The sequence below is a fragment of the Streptomyces sp. NPDC060366 genome (assembly GCF_042725135.1).
Taxonomy (GTDB): Bacteria; Actinomycetota; Actinomycetes; order Streptomycetales; family Streptomycetaceae; genus Streptomyces.
On record NZ_JBHXDC010000007.1, the window covers coordinates 132,426 to 150,168 of the forward strand.

The 17,743-nt window shown below is 71.5% G+C and carries 15 protein-coding genes; 11 read left to right on the plus strand and 4 right to left on the minus strand.

What is annotated here, in order from left to right; all coding sequences use genetic code 11:
• Nucleotides 1-119: 119 nt before the first annotated feature.
• A complete protein-coding gene (locus tag ACFWHU_RS19215) occupies nucleotides 120-2,483 on the minus strand; it encodes a helix-hairpin-helix domain-containing protein (protein WP_387225856.1) in 2,364 nt (787 codons plus the stop codon).
• Nucleotides 2,480-3,463 carry an aldo/keto reductase gene (locus ACFWHU_RS19220; protein ID WP_385795922.1) on the minus strand — a complete coding sequence of 328 codons (984 nt, stop codon included), beginning with the start codon at nucleotides 3,461-3,463 and terminating at the stop codon, nucleotides 2,480-2,482. Before ACFWHU_RS19220 ends, ACFWHU_RS19215 begins: the two co-directional genes overlap by 4 nt.
• Nucleotides 3,464-3,613: 150 nt before the next feature.
• Between ACFWHU_RS19220 and ACFWHU_RS19225 the strand changes: the two genes are divergently transcribed.
• Together ACFWHU_RS19225 and ACFWHU_RS19230 are read left to right on the plus strand one after the other, a co-directional pair.
• Nucleotides 3,614-4,666 carry an LLM class F420-dependent oxidoreductase gene (locus ACFWHU_RS19225; protein ID WP_385795924.1) on the plus strand — a complete coding sequence of 351 codons (1,053 nt, stop codon included), beginning with the start codon at nucleotides 3,614-3,616 and terminating at the stop codon, nucleotides 4,664-4,666.
• Between the two features lie 302 nt (nucleotides 4,667-4,968).
• On the plus strand, nucleotides 4,969-5,751 hold the full coding sequence (locus ACFWHU_RS19230; RefSeq protein ID WP_385795927.1) for a ferritin-like domain-containing protein: 783 nt from the start codon (nucleotides 4,969-4,971) through the stop codon (nucleotides 5,749-5,751).
• A gap of 82 nt (nucleotides 5,752-5,833) precedes the next feature.
• On the opposite strand, the gene ACFWHU_RS19235 is transcribed toward ACFWHU_RS19230, so the two are convergent.
• A complete protein-coding gene (locus ACFWHU_RS19235; protein ID WP_385795929.1) occupies nucleotides 5,834-6,850 on the minus strand; it encodes a magnesium and cobalt transport protein CorA in 1,017 nt (338 codons plus the stop codon).
• 121 nt (nucleotides 6,851-6,971) lie between these two features.
• Between ACFWHU_RS19235 and ACFWHU_RS19240 the strand changes: the two genes are divergently transcribed.
• The 4 genes from ACFWHU_RS19240 (at nucleotide 6,972) to mshC (ending at nucleotide 10,503) form a co-directional block, all read left to right on the plus strand.
• Nucleotides 6,972-7,676, plus strand: a complete 705-nt coding sequence (locus ACFWHU_RS19240; RefSeq protein WP_387225859.1) for a histidine phosphatase family protein — start codon at nucleotides 6,972-6,974, stop codon at nucleotides 7,674-7,676.
• Nucleotides 7,677-7,782: 106 nt separating this feature from the next.
• Nucleotides 7,783-8,373, plus strand: a complete 591-nt coding sequence (locus ACFWHU_RS19245; protein WP_242569605.1) for a DUF3090 domain-containing protein — start codon at nucleotides 7,783-7,785, stop codon at nucleotides 8,371-8,373.
• A complete protein-coding gene (locus tag ACFWHU_RS19250; RefSeq protein WP_387225861.1) occupies nucleotides 8,337-9,170 on the plus strand; it encodes an SCO1664 family protein in 834 nt (277 codons plus the stop codon). Before ACFWHU_RS19245 ends, ACFWHU_RS19250 begins: the two co-directional genes overlap by 37 nt.
• 103 nt (nucleotides 9,171-9,273) lie before the next feature.
• A complete protein-coding gene (gene mshC / locus ACFWHU_RS19255) occupies nucleotides 9,274-10,503 on the plus strand; it encodes a cysteine--1-D-myo-inosityl 2-amino-2-deoxy-alpha-D-glucopyranoside ligase (RefSeq protein ID WP_387225863.1) in 1,230 nt (409 codons plus the stop codon).
• A gap of 101 nt (nucleotides 10,504-10,604) precedes the next feature.
• Here mshC and ACFWHU_RS19260 read toward each other — a convergent pair whose 3' ends face one another.
• Nucleotides 10,605-11,672, minus strand: coding sequence for a PAC2 family protein (locus ACFWHU_RS19260; RefSeq protein WP_385795939.1), 1,068 nt, complete (start codon nucleotides 11,670-11,672; stop codon nucleotides 10,605-10,607).
• A 255-nt stretch (nucleotides 11,673-11,927) separates the two neighbouring features.
• On the opposite strand from ACFWHU_RS19260, the gene ACFWHU_RS19265 reads away from it, so the two are divergent.
• Genes ACFWHU_RS19265 through ACFWHU_RS19285 form a run of 5 tightly spaced genes read left to right on the plus strand, consistent with a single transcriptional unit; the run spans nucleotide 11,928 to nucleotide 17,739 of the window.
• Nucleotides 11,928-13,247, plus strand: a complete 1,320-nt coding sequence (locus ACFWHU_RS19265; protein WP_385795942.1) for an enolase C-terminal domain-like protein — start codon at nucleotides 11,928-11,930, stop codon at nucleotides 13,245-13,247.
• The gene (locus ACFWHU_RS19270) at nucleotides 13,244-14,032 is read left to right on the plus strand and encodes an SDR family NAD(P)-dependent oxidoreductase (protein ID WP_387225865.1); all 789 of its coding nucleotides are present in this window, start codon (nucleotides 13,244-13,246) and stop codon (nucleotides 14,030-14,032) included. The genes ACFWHU_RS19265 and ACFWHU_RS19270 overlap by 4 nt, the downstream gene beginning before the upstream one ends.
• A gap of 43 nt (nucleotides 14,033-14,075) precedes the next feature.
• Nucleotides 14,076-15,149, plus strand: a complete 1,074-nt coding sequence (locus tag ACFWHU_RS19275) for a sugar ABC transporter substrate-binding protein (protein ID WP_078078144.1) — start codon at nucleotides 14,076-14,078, stop codon at nucleotides 15,147-15,149.
• A 2-nt stretch (nucleotides 15,150-15,151) separates the two neighbouring features.
• Nucleotides 15,152-16,711 (plus strand): sugar ABC transporter ATP-binding protein, encoded by a 1,560-nt coding sequence (locus tag ACFWHU_RS19280; protein ID WP_387225868.1) that lies wholly within the window; start codon nucleotides 15,152-15,154, stop codon nucleotides 16,709-16,711.
• Nucleotides 16,708-17,739, plus strand: a complete 1,032-nt coding sequence (locus ACFWHU_RS19285; protein WP_385795949.1) for an ABC transporter permease — start codon at nucleotides 16,708-16,710, stop codon at nucleotides 17,737-17,739. The genes ACFWHU_RS19280 and ACFWHU_RS19285 overlap by 4 nt, the downstream gene beginning before the upstream one ends.
• Nucleotides 17,740-17,743: the final 4 nt, after the last annotated feature.

A 17,743-nucleotide genomic window follows, 5' to 3' on the forward strand; every position in this document is an offset into this window, starting at 1 on the left:
CCCGCGGGCCGCGGGCGGCGGCCGCCCTCCTCGGGCCGCCCCACGGCTGCGGCGGCCCGCCCCGCGTGTGGGGGGGGGGGCCCCACGGCCGTTCGGGTGGCACCGCTCGTTCACACCCCTCACACGGCGGGCGTCAGCAGGACCTCCAGGAGCGTACGGAGCCGCGTCGTCCGCTCGGCGGCCGGAACCCCGGCCACCGCGTGCGCGAGCGCCTGGTCGACGCCGTGGACCACGGACAGATGGCGCTCGCCCCGGCCGAAGGCCGTGTACACCCAGGGCCGGTTCAGGCCCTGCGCGGCGTCACCGGGCAGGACGACGACGGCGGCCGGCCACCGCATCCCCGCCGCCTGGTGCGCGGTGAGCGCCCAGCCGTGCCGTACGACCGATTCGACCAGCTCCCTGGGCACCACGACGGGCACCCCGTCGCAGTCGAGACGGAGCCCTTCCGCGTCCGCCGACACGACCGAGCCCGTCAGGGTCCGGCCCGGGGCGGGCACATAGGCGACCCGGTCGTCCGGGTCGAAACCGCCGAACCGGCCGGGACCGGGATTCAGCCGCTCCTTGAGGGCCGTGTTCAGCGCGCGCGTTCCCACCGCGCCGCCGTGCCCGACCGTGATCACCTGCGTCTGCCCGGACGGCACACCGATGGCGCGCGGCACGGAGTCCGCGACGAGCTGCACCGTACGGTGCACGGCCTCACCCGCGTCGCGTACGGGCACGATCACGATCTCCTTGCCGGGGGCCTCGACCTGGTTCAGCTCACCGATGCCGATACCGGACACCAGCTCGCCGAGCGGCCCGGGGTCGGGCGTGCGCGAGGCGATCTGCGGGCACACACGGGCCGCCAGCAGATCCGCGAAGACCCGCCCGGCACCTGCCGACCACAGCACCCCGGGGTCGCCGGAGAGGACCAGCCGCGCGCTGTCGGGCAGCGACTCGACCAGCACCGTCGCCGTCTCCACGTCCAGTTGGGGCGCGTCGAGGACGACGAGGAGGTCGAGGTCCAGCGCCCCGTCCGCATCCCGCCCCGGCCCCTCCGTGCCGGACAGCAGCCCCGCGACGGTGACCGCCCCCGGCCCCAGCCGGCGTCGGCCGTTCTCGCTGTGCGCGGCGACGACCGGCCGCAGACCGAGCGTGCGCACGGCCTCGGCGAGGGCCACCGGCTCGGCACGCGCGGCCTCGCCACCCGTGTGGACCACCAGACCGTGTCCGGCGACCGCGCGGATCAGCTCGGCGGCCGAGGGCGACGGGGCCTGCGCCGCCGCCTCGTCCCAGGACGCCCCCTGGACGGTCTTCACCAGCCGGGCCAGACCGTCGGCGAGGCTCTCCTCGGCGAGGGCGTACCGGTCGAGTCCGAGCAGGACGGGTACGGCCGGACCGTCGGCGGCGCCGCCCGCGTCTTCGTCTTCCGCCGTCTCGTCCTCCGTGTCCCCGTCGGCGTCCTCGACGCCGTCCTGGAACACCAGCACGGCGCCCTCCGCGATCGCGTGCTGGAGCGCCTGGTCCGGATCGGGCACCGACCGCTCCGCCAGCGCGGCCCGCACCGCCGGGAACGTGAGCGCGGTGTGTCCCTGAAGGGCGGCGCGCTCAAGCAGCCAGCCGACGAGAGCGGCGGACCGCCGCTCGTCACCGGGACCGCATGCGTCACCGAGGAGCGCGCGGGCGAAACCGTCGGCCTGTTCGGGCCGGACACCGGGGACGGACAGCAACAGCCACGGATCCCCGCGCAGCGCGTCGCCGGCCCGCTCCCCGAGCGTGGCGGTGACCTGTGGGGCCAGCGTGCCCGGCGCACCGCCTTCGGCGAGCACGGCGGCGACGGCCGCCACGGCCTCCGGAGCGGTCGCGGGGGCGCCGGAGGCGGCGCGGGCGGACTCGGGAGCCAGGGGCCGGTTCTGAGCCGGTACGGCGGGGGCCGCGGGCTCGGGAGCGGCGGCGGGTGCCACCGGGCGGGCCGGGGCCGCCCGACCGCCCTCCATGGCCCGTACGGCGGCGAGCAGATCCGCCGCCTGCCCGCTGAGCTTGGCGCCCGCGGGGATCGGGCCCTCCTTCTCGGCCTTCCGCCGCGCGATCCGCTCGCGCAGCTCACGCTGGGCGGCGATCTCGGCCTCGGCCTCGGACGGTTGCGCCGCCGCGTCCCCGGCGGGAGTCGCCCCGCCCGGTGCGCCGTCCTCGCCCGCCTTCGCGTCCTCGTCGGGTGTGACCCCGTCCCCGGCGGACGCCGACGCGTCCTCGGCCTCGCCTTCGCCCCCCGAGGGTGTGGCTCCGTCCGGCGCGCCTGATACGGCGTCGCCGTCGACGGCGACCGCGTCCCCGGCGGACGCCGCCCCGTCCTCGCTCCCGGCGGGCTCCGCGTCGCTCACCGGGTCGTTCACGGCTGCACCGTCCCCGCCCGTCGCTGACGGCGACCCGGCCTCCTCCGCGACTGCGGTGTCGCGGTCCTCGGCGGGGGATCCGGGGGTCGTCCCCCGGGAAGGCACAGTCACAGCGTGCTCCAGTCCTGATCGGGATAGCGGTGCACGGGCGCCGACACGTCGTCGAGCGCCTGGCAGATCTCGTCGGGAAGCCTAAGGCTCTCCACTGACAGCGCGGCCGTGAGCTGCCGCGCGTTGCGCGCCCCGACGATCGGGGCGACCACACCCGGCCGGTCCCTGACCCACGCCAGCGCCACCTCCAGCGGCGTCGTCGCCAGACCCTCCGCCGCCGTCACCACCGCGTCCACGATGCGGCTCGCCGGTTCGTCGAGATACGGCTCGACGAACGGCGCCAACTGCACCGACGCGCCACGGGAGTCGGCGGGCGTGGAGTGCCGGTACTTGCCCGTCAGCACCCCCCTGCCGAGCGGCGACGAGGGCAGCAGTCCCACCTCCAGATCGACGGCCGCCGGCAGCACCTCGCGCTCCACCCCCCGTTGCAGCAGGGAGTACTCCATCTGTGTGCTGGCCAGCCGGGTCCGTACCCCGGGCGAGGCAAGCTGCCAGGTCGCCGCCTTGGCGAGCTGCCAGCCCGAGAAGTTCGACACCCCCGCGTATCTGGCCCGGCCGCTGCTCACGGCTATGTCGAGCGCTTGGAGCGTCTCCTCCAACGGCGTCCCGGTGTCGAACGCGTGGAGCTGCCAGAGATCGACATGATCGGTCCCCAGCCGCTCCAGCGAGGCGTCCAGGGCGGAGAGCAGATGCCCGCGCGACCCGTTGAAGCGTCTGTACGGATCCGGCACGCTGCCCGCCTTCGTGGCGATCACCAGATCCCGGCGCGGCAGGAGTCTGTCCACGAGCTGCCCGAGCAGATACTCGGCCTCACCGCCCCCGTAGACGTCGGCGGTGTCGACGAGAGTGCCGCCCGCCTCCCAGAAAGCCTTCAACTGGTCGGCGGCGTCGTGCTCGTCGGTGTCGCGCCCCCAGGTCAGCGTGCCGAGTCCGATCCGGGACACTCGCAGGCCGGTACGGCCGAGATGCCTCTGCTCCATGACCGCTGAGATTACTGGCCGTGGCCCCACTCGCAGTGAGCCTGTGGACAACCCGCCCCCGGCGGGCGCCCGATGCCGCCCCTGACGGATGCCGGCACCACGCGCTAGAGTCCCGGCACAGGGACGTTACTGATCAGTAAGGGAGTGGTTATGCGGCTCGGCATCAATCTCGGCTACTGGGGCGCCGGCATGGACAGCGACAACCTCGCCGTCGCCCAGGAGGCCGACCGGCTCGGCTACGACGTCTGCTGGGCCGCCGAGGCGTACGGCTCCGACGTCCCCACCGTGCTGAGCTGGGTCGCCGCCCAGACTGCGAACATCGACGTCGGCTCGGCGATCATGCAGATCCCGGCCCGCCAGCCCGCCATGACCGCGATGACGGCCGCCACGCTGGACTCTCTCTCCGGCGGCCGGTTCCGCCTCGGCCTCGGCGTCTCCGGACCGCAGGTCTCCGAGGGCTGGTACGGCGTGAAGTTCGACAAGCCGCTGGCCCGCACCCGCGAATACGTCGAGATCGTCCGCCGCGCGATGTCCCGCGAGCGCCTCTCCTACGAAGGCGAGCACTGGACCCTGCCGCTGCCCGGCGGCCCCGGAAAGCCGCTCAAGCTCACGGTTCACCCCGAGCGCGAGCACATCCCCCTCTACATCGCCGCGATCGGCCCCAAGAACCTGGAACAGACCGGTGAGATCGCCGACGGCGCCCTGCTGATCTTCCCCTCGGCCGAGCATCTTGAGGAGACAGCGCTCAGGCATCTGCGCGCGGGCCGGGAGAAGGCCGGTCTGACCATGGACGGATTCGACGTCTGCCCGACCCTGCCGATCGCACTGGGCGACGACATCGACGCGCTGGCCGACATGTTCCGCCCGTACACCGCGCTCTACGTGGGCGGCATGGGCAGCCGTAAGCAGAACTTCTACAACCAGCTGGCCCGGCGCATGGGGTACGAGCGCGAGGCCGCGGAGATCCAGGACAAGTACCTGAGCGGCGACAAGGACGGGGCCGGGGCTGCCGTACCGCACCAGCTGATCGACTCGACCACGCTGCTCGGTTCCGTGGAGCGGATCGCCGACCGGATGAAGGCGTACGCCGCGGCCGGTGTCACGACGCTGACGCTCGCTCCCGCGGGCTTCACCCTCGACGAACGGCTCGCGGCCCTGCGCGCGGGCACCGAGGCCCTGGAACTGGCCGGTCTCGTCACCTGAGCGCGCCAAAAACAGGCCCGAACGCGCCCGAACGCGCCTGATCACGTTCCGAGGCGCGTCCGAGCGGCTGAGAGGTCCGCGGCCGTGGTGGGGGCTCGGGGGGTCTTCCCCGCCACGGCCGTCATGAAGGACAACGCCCCGCCCCTCCACCCGGTTACGCGCCCCCGCATACGTACGGACGTGCCCCCGCGTCTCCCTCCTTCGGCCGAGTCGGGGCCCTGAGCTGTTGCCTGTTCCGCCGTGTCGGATTTGACTCCTTGTGCGGGTGTCTGTGGGGACATCCGGCATGGAGGTGGCATTCGATGTTCTCGGCCCGAGGCCTGTTCGAGGAAATCCTCGACAACGACGACTCCTTCCGGCTCTTCTGCTCCATCGCGGCCAGCGGCGAGGCCCAGGGCGGCTGGGAGAACGGCCGTATCGCCGCACTGGTGCCCGAAGGGATGCGGGATCTCGCACCCAAGATCACCCGGCACGGCGCCGACGAGGAAAAACACGGCCGGATCTTCGACGCGCTGCTCAAGCGGCGAGGTCTGGAGCCGGTCGACGTCCCGCCCGCCACCGACTACACGATGCTGCTCGAACAGCGGGGTATCGGCCTCCCGCACGACAAGCTGCGCCGGGACGACCCGCTGACCGAGGACGACGTCGTCGTCTACCTCTGCCACAGCCGGGTGACCGAACAGCGCGCCGCCGACCAGATGGACATGCTGGTGAAGTACTTCGGCGACCACCCGCTCGTCGGCAACGCCATCAAGATCATCAGCGCCGACGAGGTCAACCATCTCGCGTACTGCCACGAGGAGTTGCTGCGCCTCGCGCGCCGGGGTCACGGCCGCACCATCCACCGGGTGCTCCAGGAGAGCGCGCGGGCCGAGATCCGGATCTACCGCGATGTGAGCCTCGCCGTGATGGACCACATGGGACGCGTGCTGGGCTGGCCGCGGGCCAAGTCGGTGCTGCTGGCCGCCGGGATCCACGGTCTGTACGCGGTGGAGCGGGCGGGAGCCTGGCGGCGGATGGTCAGCCTCTCGATGCCGGAGCGCCGCGACGCGCTGAGCGGCCCGGCGACCGCCCCCGCCTTCTGAGCCGCCGGGCCGTCGGGCTGCCGAGCCGTCGGGCCGCCGGGCCGTCGGGCTGCCGAGCCGTCGGGCCGTCGGGCCGTCGGCGTCAGAGCCAGCCGTTGCGCTTGAACAGCCGGTGCAGGAACGTCACCGCGCCCACCATCAGGACCAGCGCGCCCGGATACCCCCACACCTGCCCGAGTTCGGGCATGTGCTGGAAGTTCATGCCCCAGATCCCCGCGAGCAGCGTCGGCACGGCCGCCATCGCCGCCCAGGCCGAGATCTTGCGCATGTCGTCGTTCTGCCGCACGCCCATCTGCGCGAGATGGGCGGACAGAATGTCCGACAGCAGCCGGTCGAGCCCTTCCACCTGCTCGTTGACGCGCGTCAGATGGTCGTCCACGTCCCGGAAGAACGGCTGCGACCGCTCCTGGACGAACGGCACCCCGGAGCGCGTGAGCCGCGAGATGGGCGCCGCCAGCGGCCCGGCGGCCCGGCGGAACTCCAGCACCTGCCGTTTGAAGGTGTAGATCCGCTCCGCGGCCGGCTGGTCGCCCGCCTCACGGCGGCGTCCGGAGCCGCCCTCGGTGGGCGAGAAGACCTGTGTCTCCAGCTCCTCCAGGTCGACCTGGAGTTCGGCGCCGACATCGAGGTAGTGGTCGACCACCGCGTCACTCACGGCGTAGAGGACCGCGGTGGGCCCGTGCTTGAGCACCTGGGGCTCCGACTCCAGGCGCCGGCGTACGGCGTGCAGGGGCGCGCCCTCGCCGTGCCGGACCGTCACCACGAACGAGTCGCCGATGAAGACCATCAGCTCGCCGCTGGAGACGGTGTCGTGCTCGGAGTCGTACACCACCGGCTTGAGCACCATGAACAGGGAGTCGTCGTAGACCTCCAGCTTGGGCCGCTGATGTGCCTTGAGCGAGTCCTCCACCGCCAGCGGGTGCATGCCGAACTCGCTGCTGACGAGTTCGAACTCGTCCTCCGTCGGCTCGTGCAGCCCCACCCACAGGAAGGCGTTCCCCTCGGCCCGCGCCTCGGCGAGGGCGTCGGACAGATCGGCGGGCCCGTCCGTACGGCGCCCGTCGCGGTAGATGGCACTGTCGACGATCACGCCGGACATTCTTCCCGGGCAGCGGACTTTGACGCACCTCCGTCGCATCCGCGCCGCGCGCCCCGTACGTCCCGCGTCCGCCCTCCGGGCGCCCGCCGCCCCCGTCACCGAAGCGTTTAGGCTGGCCGGCATGGCCACCCTGATCCTCGTACGGCACGGACGCTCCACCGCCAACACCTCGGGCGTCCTCGCCGGCCGGACCCCCGGCGTCGCGCTCGACGAACAGGGCGTCGCACAGGCCGCCGCCCTGCCGGGACGGCTCGCGGGACTGCCGCTCGCCGCCGTCGTCAGCAGCCCGCTCCAGCGCTGTCTGGAGACGGTCCGGCCGCTTCTCGACGCCCGCCCCGGCATCGAGACGCACCAGGAGGAGCGGATCAGCGAGTGCGACTACGGCGACTGGTCCGGGCGCAAACTCTCGGAACTCGGCGACGAGCCCCTGATGTCGGTCGTGCAGCAGCACCCCTCGGCCGCCGTGTTCCCCGGCGGTGAGTCGATGCGCGCCATGCAGGCACGCGCCGTGGACGCCGTACGGGACTGGAACGCCCGTGTCGAGGCCGAGCACGGCGAGGGCGCCGTCTTCCTGATGTGCTCGCACGGCGACATCATCAAATCCGTGGTGGCCGACGCGCTCGGCATGCATCTCGACCTCTTCCAGCGGATCCACGCCGACCCCTGCTCCGTCACCGCCATCAGGTACACCCGGCTGCGCCCGTTCGTGGTGCGGCTGGGTGACACCGGCGACCTCGGTTCCCTGACACCGCGTGAGAACGGCGCGGGCGGAAAGAAGGACAGCGGTGGTACCGCGGTCGTGGGCGGCGGCACCGGCGCGCCGTGATCTCCGCGCGCAGTAGGGTGGACGGGCCGTCCGTGCCACCCCGGAAGTTCGCTCCCCGGGCGCCCGGGCCCGCCCCATTGCCGTCAATTCCCAAGGGAGACAGGACGTGTCCCGTCAGGTGTTCCTCTACGACCCGCCGGACCGCTTCGTGGCCGGTACGGTCGGGCTGCCTGGCCGCCGTACGTTCTTCCTCCAGGCATCCGCCTCGGGCCGCGTCACCAGCGTGGCCCTGGAGAAGACCCAGGTCGCCGCGCTCGCCGAGCGGATCGATGAGCTGCTGGACGAGGTCGTGCGCCGTACCGGCGGCAACGCACCGGTGCCCGCCATGGCACCCACCGATGTCGCCGACGCCGCACCGCTCGACGCCCCCGTCGAGGAGGAGTTCCGGGTCGGCACCATGGCGCTGGCCTGGGACGGCGACGAACAGCGCATGATCGTCGAGGCCCAGGCCCTGGTCGAACTCGACGCGGACACCGACGAAGACCTCGCCGACGCCGAGGAACGGCTGCTCCAGGACGAGGAGAACGGTCCGCCGATGCTCCGCGTCCGGCTGTCCGGCGCCCAGGCGAGGGCCTTCGCCAAACGTGCCCTGGACGTGGTCAACGCAGGCCGGCCGCCGTGCCCGCTGTGCAGTCTGCCGCTCGACCCGGAGGGACACGTATGCCCGCGCCAGAACGGATACCGCCGCGACGCATGAGCGTGACAGCGGTCGATCTGATCACCAAGGGCGAACTCACCGTGCGGGGCCGGATCCGTGAGGCCTCCAACGCGGTTCTGTACTGCGCGGTGTCGTACGAGGGCGAGGAGGCCCTGTGCGTCTACAAGCCCGTCGCGGGGGAGCAGCCGCTCTGGGACTTCCCCGACGGGACGCTCGCCCAGCGCGAGGTGGCCGCGTACGAGATCTCCGAGGTGACCGGCTGGGGTCTGGTCCCGCCCACGGTGCTGCGTGACGGTCCGTACGGCGAAGGCATGTGCCAGCTGTGGATCGAGGCCGACGAGAGCGACACGGCGCCCCAACTCCTCGCCCTGGTCGAGGAGGAGGAGCCGGCCGAAGGCTGGAAGGCGATCGGCTTCGCCGAGGTCGGCGAGGGCCGTACGGCGCTGCTGGTGCACGCCGACGACCCACGGCTGCGGCGGCTCGCCGTCCTCGACGCCGTGATCAACAACGGCGACCGCAAGGGCGGCCATCTGCTGCCCGAGGCCGGCGGCCGGCTGTACGCGATCGACCACGGCGTCACCTTCAACGTGGACGACAAACTGCGCACCCTGCTGTGGGGCTGGGCGGGGGAGCCACTGCCCGCCGAGGCCGTGACCGTCCTGGACCGGCTGGCCGACGAACTGGCCGAAGGCACTCCGCTCACCACCCGGTTGGCCGAATTGATCACACCGGCCGAGATCGAGGCCGTTCGGTCCCGGGTCCAGCAGATGCGCCGTACGGGACGCCATCCGAAGCCCTCCGGACAGTGGCCCGCGATCCCCTGGCCGCCGGTCTGAGCGTCGGCCACGCATCAACAGGCCGATCACGCAAGAGCGCCGAACCGGACAACAGCCCCGGTCCGGTTCGTATCCGGAACCAACGTCCGGTTACGCTCATGACATGCATGCCTGGCCCGCTTCCGACGTCCCCGCCCTGCCCGGCAAGGGCCGCGACCTCCGGATTCACGACACAGCGACCGGTGGTCCCGTCACCGTCGCCCCCGGCCCCGTCGCCCGTATCTATGTCTGCGGCATCACGCCGTACGATGCGACGCACCTCGGCCACGCGGCGACCTACAACGCGTTCGACCTCGTGCAGCGCGTATGGCTCGACACCAAGCGGCAGATCCAGTACGTCCAGAACGTCACCGACATCGACGACCCGCTCCTTGAGCGGGCGGCGCGCGACGGGGAGGACTGGACCGGGCTCGCCGAGCGCGAGACGGCCCTCTTCCGCGAGGACATGACGGCGCTGCGGATGCTGCCGCCGCAGCACTACATCGGCGCGGTCGAGGCGATACCGGGCATCGTGCCGCTCGTGGAGCGGCTGTGCGACAGCGGCGCCGCGTACGTCCTGGACGGAGACGTCTACTTCTCCGTCGAGGCCGACCCGCACTTCGGCGAGGTGTCCGGTCTCGACGCCGATGCGATGCGGCTGCTCTCCGCCGAGCGCGGCGGCGATCCCGAGCGCCCCGGCAAGAAGAACCCGCTCGACCCGATGCTCTGGATGGCCGCCCGTGAGGGTGAGCCGAGCTGGGACGGCGGCAGCCTCGGCCGCGGCCGGCCCGGCTGGCACATCGAGTGCGTGGCCATCGCGCTCGACCATCTCGGCATGGGCTTCGACGTCCAGGGCGGCGGCAGCGATCTGGCCTTCCCGCACCACGAGATGGGCGCCTCGCACGCGCAGGCGCTGACCGGCGACTACCCGTTCGCGAAGGCGTACGTGCACGCCGGGATGGTCGGGCTCGACGGCGCGAAGATGTCCAAGTCCAAGGGCAATCTGGTCTTCGTCTCGACCCTGCGCCGCGACGGCGTGGACCCGGCCGCCATCAGGCTCTCGCTGCTCGCGCACCACTACCGCGCGGACTGGGAGTGGACGGACCAGGTCCTCGAAACCGCGGTGGCGCGGCTGGAGCGCTGGCGTGCCGCCGTGTCCCGGCCAGACGGCCCGTCGGCCACGAGCCTGGTGGAAGAGGTGCGCGAGGCGCTGTCGAACGATCTGGACGCCCCGGCGGCGCTGGCCGCCGTCGACCGCTGGGCCGCCCTTCAGGAGGCCACGGGCGGTACGGACGAAGGAGCGCCCGGCGTGGTGTCCCGCACGGTCGACGCGCTGCTGGGCGTCGCGCTGTAGAAGCAAGTGACGGATCGGTTCACCGGGTCTCCGCCCGGTGGCCGGTCCGTCCTCGATCGGCGGACGGGCCGCATGCGCGGTCCGCCCGCCGATCCAGTAACTCAGTCGTCCGAGGAATCCTCGTCGTCCGCAGGGCCGGAATCCGGCCCCGGCTTCCCGTCCTGCCCGGCACCCGGCTCCGTGTCGGGCTCGGCACCCGAATCCGGTCCCGGCCCCGGCCGCGGCGCCCGCGGCGGTCTGCTACGCCCCGGGCCCGACGTGTCGCGCAGATACGTCCCCGAGCCCTCGCCGGTCTCCGTGGCGTGCCCGCCAGGCGACTGGCCGGGCCCGCCGTCACGCCGGCGCAGATACCGCTCGAACTCCCGCGCGATGGCCTCGCCCGACGCCTCCGGCAGCTCCGCGGTGTCCCGCGCCTCCTCCAGCGACTGGACGTACTCCGCCACCTCGCTGTCCTCGGCGGCCAGTTGGTCCACCCCGAGCTGCCACGCCCGCGCGTCCTCCGCCAGTTCGCCCAGCGGGATCCGCAGCCCGATCAGGTCCTCCAGCCGGTTCAGCAGGGCCAGCGTCGCCTTCGGGTTGGGCGGCTGCGAGACGTAGTGCGGTACGGCGGCCCACAGACTCACCGCGGGCACACCCGCGTGCGTGCACGCCTCCTGGAGGATGCCGACGATGCCGGTCGGGCCCTCGTACCGCGTCTCCTCCAGATCCATCGTCCTGGCCAGGTCCGCGTCCGAGGTCACGCCGCTGACCGGCACCGGGCGGGTGTGCGGGGTGTCGCCGAGCAGCGCGCCCAGGATCACCACCATCTCCACGCCCAGTTCATGGGCGAAGCCCAGGATCTCGTTGCAGAAGGAGCGCCAGCGCATGGACGGTTCGATGCCGCGGACCAGTACCAGGTCACGGGGTTTCTCCCCGCCGACGCGGACCACGGAGAGCCGGGTCGTGGGCCAGACGATCTTCCGCGTGCCGCCGTCCAGCCAGACCGTGGGCCGGTTGACCTGGAAGTCGTAGTAGTCCTCGGCGTCCAGCGCCGCGAACACCTCGCCCTTCCACTCCCGGTCCAGATGCCCGACCGCCGTGGAGGCGGCGTCGCCGGCGTCGTTCCAGCCCTCGAACGCGGCCACCATGACCGGGTCGATCAGCTCGGGTACCCCCTCGAGCTCGATCACCCAGGCCTCCTTCCGAAGTGTTCTCTGAACGTACGGACCAACCTTACGGCTTCTCAGCTACCCGTCCGCAGCCCCCGTGCACGCGTGGGTGAACTTCCGCGTCGCTGGGCATGGCTGGGGGTGCCGATGCAACGAATCGGAGAATTCATCCGAGCTGTGACCGTAAATTTCGTTCCGCCCCTGGACGTTTACCCGTCAACGACGCTATACATCGGATGACCGAAGAGGTCCGATGTTCTTCTCAGGGGGCGTGCAGTGAGTCAGACCGTCACAGAGTTCGGGGTACACGACATCCGCTTCCCCACCTCGGAACAGCTCGACGGCTCGGACGCCATGAACCCGGACCCCGACTACTCCGCCGCATACGTCGTCCTGCGCACCGACGACGGCGCCGAGGGCCACGGGTTCTGCTTCACCATCGGCCGGGGCAACGACGTACTCGCCGCCGCCATCGAGGCCCTGCGTCCGTACGTGATCGGCCGCCGGGCGCCGCGTACCGCAGCCGATCTCGCCGCGCTCCACATCGAGCTCACCCACGACTCGCAGCTGCGCTGGCTCGGTCCGGAGAAGGGCGTCATGCACATGGCCGCGGGCGCGGTCATCAACGCGGCCTGGGACCTCGCGGCCAAGACCGCGGGCCTGCCCGTCTGGGAGTTCCTGGCCTCCATGACGCCCGAGGAACTCGTCTCACTCGTCGACTTCCGCTATCTCACCGACGCGCTCACCCCGGCCGAGGCGCTGGAGATCCTGCGCGCCGCCGAACCGGGCCGCGCCGAACGCGCCGCGAGACTGCGCGCCGAGGGCTACCCCGCGTACACCACGTCACCGGGCTGGCTCGGCTACTCCGACACCAAACTCGTCACCCTCGCCGAACAGGCCGTCGCCGACGGCTTCGGGCAGATCAAGCTCAAGGTGGGCGGCGACCTGGACGACGACGTACGCCGGATGAAGCTGGCCCGCGCGGCGGTCGGCCCCGACATCCGTATCGCCGTCGACGCCAACCAGCGCTGGGACGTCCCCGACGCGATCCGCTGGATGACCGCGCTGGCCCCGCACGAACCGCACTGGATCGAGGAGCCCACCAGCCCCGACGACATCCTCGGCCACGCCGCCGTACGGGCCGGACAGCCCGTCAAGGTCGCCACCGGCGAACACGCCGCCAACCGCGTCGTGTTCAAGCAGCTGCTCCAGGCCGAGGCCGTCGACTTCGTCCAGATCGACGCCGCACGCGTCGCCGGCGTCAACGAGAACCTGGCGATCCTGCTCCTCGCCGCCAAGTACGGCAAACCGGTCTGCCCGCACGCCGGCGGAGTCGGACTGTGCGAACTGGTCCAGCATCTGGCCATGTTCGACTACGTTGCCGTCTCGGGCACGTGGGACGACCGCGTCATCGAGTACGTCGACCACCTCCACGAGCACTTCACCGACCCCGCGGTGATCGACTCCGGCCGCTACGTCGCACCCGGCGCACCCGGCTTCTCCGCGCGGATGCGCCCCGAGTCCATCGCCGCGCACCGCTACCCCGAAGGGCCCGTCTGGCAGGCCCGCCGCACCACCGAGGAGGTCAACTCATGAAGGCAGCACACGACACAGGCGACTTCACGGGCCTGAGCGCCCTCGTCACCGGCGGCGCCTCCGGCATCGGCGCGGCCGTCGCGACCCTGCTGCTGGCACGCGGCGCGCGCGTGGCCGTACTCGACCGCGACACCGCGTCCGCCCCCGCGGGCACCCTGGCACTCAAGGCCGACGTCACGGACGACGACGCCGTCCGCGCGGCCGTCGACGCCGCGGCCGCCGAGTTCGGGGCCCTGCACACCGTCGTCTCCAACGCCGGGATCGGCGCCATCGGCACCGTCACCGACAACGACGACGCCGAATGGCTGCGGGTCATCGACATCAACGTCCTCGGCATGGTCCGCACCGCACGCCACGCACTGCCCCATCTGCGGCGCGCCGCCGCCGACCGGCCCGGCCACGTCTCGATCACCCAGACCTGCTCCATCGCCGCCACGGCCGGGCTCCCGCAACGCGCCCTGTACAGCGCCAGCAAGGGCGCCGTGTACTCGCTGACCCTCGCGATGGCCGCCGACCACGTCCGTGAGGGCATCCGCGTCAACTGCGTCAACCCCGGTACCGCGGACACGCCGTGGGTCGGCCGCCTGCTCGACCAGGCACCCGATCCCGCGGCCGAACGCGCCGCCCTCGAAGCACGCCAGCCCACGGGACGGCTGGTCGGTGCGGACGAGGTCGCCGCCGCGGTCGTCTATCTCGCAAGCCCCGCCGCGGCTGCCGTAACGGGCACGGCACTCGCGGTCGACGGCGGAATGCAGGGACTTCGCCTGCGCCCCGCCACCCCCTGAACCTGTGAGCTTGAGCCGACACTCACCCAAGGACGGACAATCCATGCTGCGACACCCTGTGGGGCGATCCCCACGCACCGCACTGCGTACGAGCGCCGCTGCCTGCGCCGCGCTGCTCGCCGTCACGGCCCTCGCGGGCTGCAACCGTGACTCGGAGAGCGGGAGCGCCGAAGGCGGCGGCAAGGTCGGCATCGACCTGCCGCGCAGTGACAGCGACTTCTGGAACTCCTACCAGCAGTACATCGAGTCCGGCGTCAAGGACGAGGGAATCGACGCGCTGTCGCTGACCAACTCGCAGAACGACATCGGCAAGCTCGTCTCCAACGTCCAGGCCTTCACCGACCAGGGCGCCAAGGCCGTGGTCATGGCCCCGCAGGACACCGGCGCGATAGCCGAGACGCTGGCGAACCTGAACGAGAAGAAGATCCCCGTCGTCAGCGTGGACACCCGCCCCGACAAGGGCGACGTCTACATGGTCGTGCGGGCCGACAACCGCGCGTACGGCCAGAAGGCCTGCGAGTACCTCGGCGAGCAACTGGGCGGCAAGGGCAAGGTCGCCGAGTTCCAGGGCGACCTCTCCTCCATCAACGGCCGTGACCGCTCGGAGGCGTTCAAGAGCTGCATGGACGAGAAGTTCCCGGACATCAAGGTGTTCGAGCTGGCCACCGAGTGGAAGGGCGAGGTGGCGTCCGCCAAGCTCCAGTCCACCCTCGCCGCGCACCCGGACCTCAACGGCATCTACATGCAGGCCGGCGGCGTCTTCCTGCAGCCCACGCTCGCGCTCCTGGAGCAGAAGAAGCTCCTCAAGCCACCGGGGGAGAAGGGCCACATCACGATCATCTCCAACGACGGCATCCCCGAGGAGCTGGACGCGATCCGCGCGGGCAAGATCGACGCCACGATCTCCCAGCCGGCCGACCTGTACGCCAAGTACGCCCTGTACTACGCGAAGGAGGCGCTGGCCGGGAAGACCCCGAAGGTGGGTCCGACCGACCACGACTCCAACATCATCAAGATCCCCAACGGATACGAGGACCAGCTCCCCGCGCCCTTGGTGACCAAGGAGAACGTGGACGACAAGGCGCTGTGGGCCAACCAGCTGGAAAAGAAGAGCTAACCATGCATCACGCCCAGGCACCCGCGGCCGGATCGCCCACGCCCGCCGTCCACGCGGAGGGCATCGTCAAGCGCTTCGGTCCCACCGTGGCGCTCGACGGTGTCCGGCTGACCGTCGCGCCCGGCGAGTCGCACGCACTCGTCGGGCGCAACGGCGCCGGCAAGTCCACCCTCGTCAGCGTCCTCACCGGACTCCACGAGGCCGACGCGGGCGAGGTGAGCTTCGGAGGCGAGCCGGCGCCCGCCTTCGGCGACATCTCGGCCTGGCAGTCCAAGGTCGCCTGCGTCTACCAGAAGTCGATGGTCGTGCCCGACCTGACCGTCGCCGAGAACCTCTTCCTCAACAACTACGGGCTGGACAAGGGCCGTTCCGGGATCGGCGGCCGGTTCATCAGCTGGCGCCGGCTCCGTAGCCGGGCCGAGGAACTGCTCGCCGAGTACGGCGTCAGCGTCGACCCGGACACCAGGGCCAAGGATCTCGCCGTGGAACAGCGGCAGTTCGTGGAGATCGCGCGCGCCCTGTCGTTCGGCGCCCGCCTCATCATCCTGGACGAGCCCACGGCCCAGCTCGACGCCCGTGGCATCGACAGCCTCTTCGACAAGCTCCGGGACCTCCAGAGCCAGGGGGTGGCGTTCCTCTTCATCTCCCACCACCTCCAGGAGGTGTACGAGCTGTGCACCGCCGTCACCGTCTACCGCGACGCCCGCCACGTCCTGACCGCACCGGTCGCCGACCTGGCCAAGGCGGACCTGGTGACGGCCATGACCGGTGACGCGGCGAGTTCCACCGCGGCCTGGCACGCCGCGCACGCGGTGGCCCCGGACCGCACGGTGGAGCCCGTACTGACCACCGAAGGACTCTGCCTGGAGGGCGAGTTCGAACCGCTCGACCTCGAAGTGCGCCCCGGCGAGGTCCTCGGCCTGGCCGGGGCCGCCGCCAGCGGCAACACCGCGCTGGGCGAGACCCTGGTCGGCATGCGCAAGGCGACGGCCGGCCGGATCGCGGTCCGCGACCGTACGGTCAGGCCGGGCAGCGTCCCGCACTCCCTGGACGCCGGGATCGGCTACATCCCCGAGGACCGGCACCTCCAGGGGCTCGTACTGAACCGCAGCGTCGCCGAGAACGCCACGCTCACGGTCGCCGACCAGCTCGGCCCGTGGGGGACCGTACTGCCCTCCCGCACACGGGAGTTCGCCCGGTCCATGATCGACTCGCTGGACATCAAGACGACAGGACCCGAGCAGCCGGTCTCGGGCCTGTCGGGCGGCAACCAGCAGAAGGTGGTCGTCGCCAGGGCCCTGGCCCGCGCGCCCAGCGTGCTGGTGGCGCTGCGCCCCACGGCGGGCGTCGACGTCAAGTCGAAGGACTCGCTGCTCGGCGTCGTGCGCCGGGTGGCCGATGAGGGAAACGCGGCCGTGATCATCTCGGACGAGCTGGATGATCTACGGGTCTGCGACCGCGTACTGGCCCTGTTCCACGGGCGAGTGGTGGCAACGTTCGGGAGCGGGTGGACCGACCGGGAACTGGTCGCCGCCATGGAAGGTGTGGGGGAGAGCCGATGACCGAGACGATACGACCGCCGGTGCTCGACAAGGAGCGCGACGACGACCATCCGCTGAGCCGGCTGAAGTTCATCAGATGGAGCGACTTCTCGCTCGTGCCGGTGATCCTGGTGCTGATGGTGATCGGCTTCATCGTCTCGCCGGTCTTCCTCACCTCCAACAACCTGATCAGTGTCGTCCAGCAGTCGTCCGAACTGAGCCTGCTGGTGCTCGGCCAGGCGCTGATCCTGATCTGCGGCCGGATGGACCTGTCGCTGGAGTCGACCATCGGCATCGCGCCGGTGATCGCCATGTGGATGGTGCTGCCGTCCGAGGGCGGCCGGTTCGCGGGCCTCGACATCCTGCCCGTCTGGTCGGCCATCCCGGCGTGTCTGCTGGTCGGCCTGATCGTCGGCGTGATCAACGGCTTCCTCATCCTGAAGCTGCGGGTCAACGGCTTCATCGCCACCCTCGGCATGCTCACCATGCTGCGCGGCCTCCAGATCGGCATCACCGAGGGCAAGTCGATCACCGACGTCCCGGAGTCCTTCCGCTACCTCGGCAAGACCGACTGGCTGGGCGCGCCCGCCGCCGTCTGGATCTGTCTCGCGCTGTTCGCCATCGGCGGCGCGTCGCTCGCGTGGCTGCGGCACGGACGTTCGCTGTACGCCATCGGCGGCAACCCGGAGGCGGCGCGCGCCGCCGGTGTCCGGGTCGACCGCATCACCTGGATCGTGCTCGCCATCGGCGGTGTCCTCGCGGCCTTCGCCGGCATCCTCTACACCGGGCACTACGGCTCCGTCGCCGCCACCCAGGGCAACGGCTGGATCTTCCAGGTCTTCGCCGCCGCCGTGATCGGCGGCATCAGCCTCAAGGGCGGGCGCGGCACGCTCTTCGGCGCGCTGACCGGTGTGCTCACGCTCCAGCTGGTGGTCAACGTGATGACGCTCGGCGGGGTGCCCGCGCTCTGGAACCAGTTCCTGAACGGCGCGATCATCATCGTCGCCCTGGTCATCTCGCGGTTCGCGAGCGGCGAGAAGCAGGACTGACCGC

Excerpts from the sequence above, each read along its gene's own strand:
- ACFWHU_RS19220 (WP_385795922.1), bottom strand. The coding sequence starts at position 3,463 with ATGGAGCAGAGGCATCTCGGCCGTACCGGCCTGCGAGTGTCCCGGATC.
- ACFWHU_RS19225 (WP_385795924.1), top strand. The coding sequence starts at position 3,614 with ATGCGGCTCGGCATCAATCTCGGCTACTGGGGCGCCGGCATGGACAGC.
- ACFWHU_RS19230 (WP_385795927.1), top strand. The coding sequence starts at position 4,969 with ATGTTCTCGGCCCGAGGCCTGTTCGAGGAAATCCTCGACAACGACGAC.
- ACFWHU_RS19235 (WP_385795929.1), bottom strand. The coding sequence starts at position 6,850 with ATGTCCGGCGTGATCGTCGACAGTGCCATCTACCGCGACGGGCGCCGT.
- ACFWHU_RS19240 (WP_387225859.1), top strand. The coding sequence starts at position 6,972 with ATGGCCACCCTGATCCTCGTACGGCACGGACGCTCCACCGCCAACACC.
- ACFWHU_RS19250 (WP_387225861.1), top strand. The coding sequence starts at position 8,337 with ATGCCCGCGCCAGAACGGATACCGCCGCGACGCATGAGCGTGACAGCG.
- mshC (WP_387225863.1), top strand. The coding sequence starts at position 9,274 with ATGCATGCCTGGCCCGCTTCCGACGTCCCCGCCCTGCCCGGCAAGGGC.
- ACFWHU_RS19270 (WP_387225865.1), top strand. The coding sequence starts at position 13,244 with ATGAAGGCAGCACACGACACAGGCGACTTCACGGGCCTGAGCGCCCTC.
- ACFWHU_RS19275 (WP_078078144.1), top strand. The coding sequence starts at position 14,076 with ATGCTGCGACACCCTGTGGGGCGATCCCCACGCACCGCACTGCGTACG.
- ACFWHU_RS19280 (WP_387225868.1), top strand. The coding sequence starts at position 15,152 with ATGCATCACGCCCAGGCACCCGCGGCCGGATCGCCCACGCCCGCCGTC.
- ACFWHU_RS19285 (WP_385795949.1), top strand. The coding sequence starts at position 16,708 with ATGACCGAGACGATACGACCGCCGGTGCTCGACAAGGAGCGCGACGAC.